This window comes from Priestia sp. P5_B4 (genome assembly GCF_056400385.1).
The window spans coordinates 1-2,346 of sequence record NZ_JBFULJ010000608.1; the positions used below are offsets into that span (position 1 = coordinate 1).

The window sequence follows — 2,346 nt, forward strand, 5'->3', positions numbered from 1 at the left end:
GGTATTAAAATCAATGCCGCTTCTTACCTATGTAATCATTTGTCYTCTTGCGATTATAGGCATTCATTTACCATCATACGTATTAGACGTTTCAGGCATTATCTCGAAAGCGAATATGCCGCTTTCTCTTTTGCTTTTAGGCGTATACTTAAATTTTTCATTCCAAAAAAGCTATTTGAAAAAAATTATCATGTTTTTAAGCATCCGCTACGTGATTGGACTTGGCGTAGGGATTGCGCTGTTTTTCTTACTTCCATTTGAAGATATGTTTCGTTATACAATTTTAGTTTGTTTCATTCTACCAGTAGCGGGGTCAGTTTTACCTTACGCAGTAGAATTCAAATACGATCAAAAATTTGTCGGCACTGTGTCAAATATGACGATTCTGCTGAGCTTTTTACTGCTGTGGGGAATGACAAACATTTTAATGTAAATAACTGAGGACGCTCACACTTGTGAGCGTCCTTTTTGATGAAAAAAGGATATTCCCAAATAAACAGAGGTAAGCTAGGAGAAGAGAAAATCCATCATACATACAACCTGACGGGAGGAAAAAAAGTGGAGTCCTTAACTTTTGTTTTATTTGGCGCAACGGGTGATTTAGCAAAAAGAAAAATCTTTCCTGCTCTTTATAATTTATTTACAGACAAAAAGCTCCCTGATACTATTTCTATTATTGGATCGGGGTACGAGCAGATGTCTCATGAGGATTTTAAAGAGCGCGTAAAGCAATCTATAAACGATTTTTCGAGACGGAAAATGGAAAGTAACGAAGAAGATTTTTTGTCTCTGTTTCATTATCAAGCAGTAGACGCAAGCAAAATAGAAGATTACGAACAGCTGCTGAAACTTGTGAATGAGCAAGAAACAACTTATGGAAGTAAAGGAAATCGTTTGTTTTATTTGTCCGTAGCACCCGAATACTTCGATGTAATTGCTCTGCATATAAAAAAAAGCGGCTTGGATCAAACCAGCGGCTGGAAGCGTCTTATGATTGAAAAGCCGTTTGGACATGATCTTGTTTCAGCAAGAGAGCTTAATGAAAAGCTAAGCAGTACGTTTAAAGAAGAAGAAATTTATCGAATTGATCATTATTTAGGGAAACCGATGGTGCAAAATTTAGAAGCGCTTGAATTTACGAACCCCGTGCTGCAATCGCTGTGGAATAACAAACACATTGCAAATGTCCAAATTACGGCAAGTGAAACAGTCGGTGTTGAAAATCGTGCAGGGTATTATGATCATACGGGGGCCATACGCGACATGATTCAAAATCATATGCTGCAGGTTCTCATGATGACAGCTATGCATCTTCCAAAACGAATTTGCTCAGAAAACATTTTAGAAGAAAAGCAAAAAGTAATGGAGTCACTGAGGAAAATTCAAGCGGAAGAAGTAGCTCGGGATGTTGTACGAGGGCAATACGGAAGCGGAGAAATCGATCATAAATCTGTTAGAGGATACAAAGAAGAGCCTGGCGTAGAAGCAGACTCTAAAAATGATACGTTTGTGGCAGCACGTTTATGGATCGATAATCCATTTTGGAAAGGCGTTCCTTTTTATATTCGAACGGGCAAACGAATGAAAGAAAAATCAACTCGCATCGTCGTAGAATTTAAAGATTCTTTAAAAGGTCTGTATGAAACTCCTTATGACAAAGTAGCACCAAACTTATTTATTATTGAAATTAGTCCAAGCGAAAACGTCGCTTTGCAGCTTAACAGCAAAAATCCATTAAAAAATGGTGTTATTGAGCCGGTTCGTATTACGTTTTCAAGAGAAGAAGGAAATGTACCGGAAGCATATGAACGAATTATTTACGACGCATTAATCGGGGACTCCACATTTTTTGCTCATTGGAAAGAAGTAGAGCTGTCTTGGCAATGGATGCAGCCCGTATTAGATGCATTTGAAGCTGATATGCTGCCGCTTTATGAATATCCATCCGGCTCACAAGGTCCTGAAGAAGCACAAAAATTAGTTGCACAAGAAGGCTTTAAGTGGTGGCTCGATGATGATGAACATGGGGAAGCACCTGGAGTGTTTTTGCCTATTTAAAAAAAGAGGCTAGGACAAAATTTTTTTCGTTGAAGAAAGATCCGAACGATGAATTGAGAGCCTCCATCAAGAATCTCGATTTATCGTTCGGATCTTTTTATTTATGTATCTCATTTGTTCGTCTTTGGATTGAATGAGTTTAGTTATGTCTCAATCGCTTTTGGTGTTTAATCGTTTTTGTAAATGAACAAGATCATGATGTAAATGTTTTTGCATATGTTCAACAGCTTTTAAACTGCGTTTTTTCATAAAGGTGAACACTTGCTGATGCTCATTTAAAATCTCAGC

The 2,346-nt window shown here is 37.7% G+C and carries 2 protein-coding genes; both read left to right on the forward strand.

Annotated features, from left to right (window positions below; translation table 11 throughout):
- On the forward strand, positions 1-433 hold a 433-nt coding region (locus tag AC1DRF_RS23630), incomplete at its 5' end, for an AEC family transporter (protein WP_477741839.1).
- Positions 434-558: 125 nt separating this feature from the next.
- The gene (gene zwf / locus AC1DRF_RS23635) at positions 559-2,058 is read left to right on the forward strand and encodes a glucose-6-phosphate dehydrogenase (RefSeq protein WP_477741840.1); all 1,500 of its coding nucleotides are present in this window, start codon (positions 559-561) and stop codon (positions 2,056-2,058) included.
- The last annotated feature ends 288 nt before the right edge of the window (positions 2,059-2,346 follow it).